Source organism: Polynucleobacter sp. AP-Sanab-80-C2, from assembly GCF_035012965.1.
GTDB lineage: Bacteria > Pseudomonadota > Gammaproteobacteria > Burkholderiales > Burkholderiaceae > Polynucleobacter.
Window position 1 is genome coordinate 1 of sequence record NZ_JAYGQS010000011.1, and the last position, 1,311, is coordinate 1,311.

Genomic DNA, 1,311 nt, shown 5'->3' on the forward strand with positions numbered 1-1,311 from the left:
GGTCCGTACCGGACACATGGTTTACATCCGGTACCGACCACATAGTTTACAGTTGCCGTTCACCCCAATACTTTGGGACCAAATGGATTCTCTAGGGCACTAACTTTATGAGATTCCATATCAAAGTAAGCCATATCGTAATCCATAAAGCTCACTAACCACACGTCTTCTTCGACTTGTCGCAGGCCCACGTCATGACCAGCGAACACGGTACTAAAGTGGATCTTTTGATTGCCCAGGCAGATTCTGCCGCATTTAGTCACAGTGACTGTTTTATCGTGGAAGGGGTAACTGACATCTGGCAATCCTTCATATTTTCGACTTGATGGGGTATAGAGCTGCGCCGGTTTTTTCATCTCCAAGGCTTGATGGGGTCGCTCATAGTTGTACTCATAGATAAAGTCTTCGAACTTATCTTGTTGTTGCAACAGTGTTTTGGCGGGTGGTTTAGTCGTCGCTTGCTTGAGCGTTAAATGCATGCGTTCATGCCGACCATTTTGCTGGGGATTGCCTGGCTTAATCCGCTCAATCCCAATCCCTAAGCGCAGCCACCAGACGGACAAACTCGAGAGGCCATAAATCGCATTGGGGCTAGCAAAGGGTACCCCATTGTCTGAGCGAATACTGCCTGGCAAGCCATACTCCTTAAAGAGTTGCTCAAAGACCGTAAAGGCTCCGGCTTCTTTGGTACTTTCTAAGCCCTCACAACAAATTAAAAAGCGCGAAGCATAGTCGGTGACCGTTAAAGGATAGCAATACTGCTTATTGCCGAGCATAAACTCCCCTTTGTAATCCACGCACCATAGGGCATTAGGGGATTGCGTATTGCTTAATGCGGTACCTTCAAGCTTGCCATACCGGCGCCGTTTCTTTTTGACTAAACCATGGCGATCCAGTACAGCGTGTACAGTGCTCTTAGCTGGTAAAACTAGCTCGGGATAGTGGGTGTGCAAGCGGTCTCGCAGTTTAGGAGCGCCCCAGGTCGGGAACTCTTTTTTCAGATTCACGATCAATTGCTCGACCTGGAAGGGCAGCCGGTTGGCTTGCCGAAAGGGTCTTCTACTGCGATCCGTAAAGGCTTCTAGGCCACTGTCTTTATAGCGATCAATGATCTTATGGCCAGTCACTCTGGAGATTCCAAACTCCTGACACAGGGTAGCAATCTTCTCGCCATCGAGGTAACGCGACACAAATTTGAGCTTTTCATCCATCTTCGTACTTTCATTCCACGGCATAGAGTGGTCCCTCCTATGCCAAAAACTGTAAAGTATGTGTCCGGTATAAAACGTAAACTATGTCTCGGGTAGGACA

Annotated in this window: 1 protein-coding gene; it reads right to left on the reverse strand. The window is 48.1% G+C overall.

Annotated elements, in window-relative coordinates:
• Positions 1-59: 59 nt before the first annotated feature.
• Entirely contained in the window at positions 60-1,235 is a 1,176-nt protein-coding gene (locus VC178_RS11395; protein WP_323482624.1) for an IS481 family transposase, read from the reverse strand.
• Between the last annotated feature and the right edge of the window lie 76 nt (positions 1,236-1,311).

What these genes read in the sequence shown, in the direction of transcription:
- VC178_RS11395 (WP_323482624.1), bottom strand. Translation starts at nt 1,235, where the DNA reads ATGCCGTGGAATGAAAGTACGAAGATGGATGAAAAGCTCAAATTTGTG.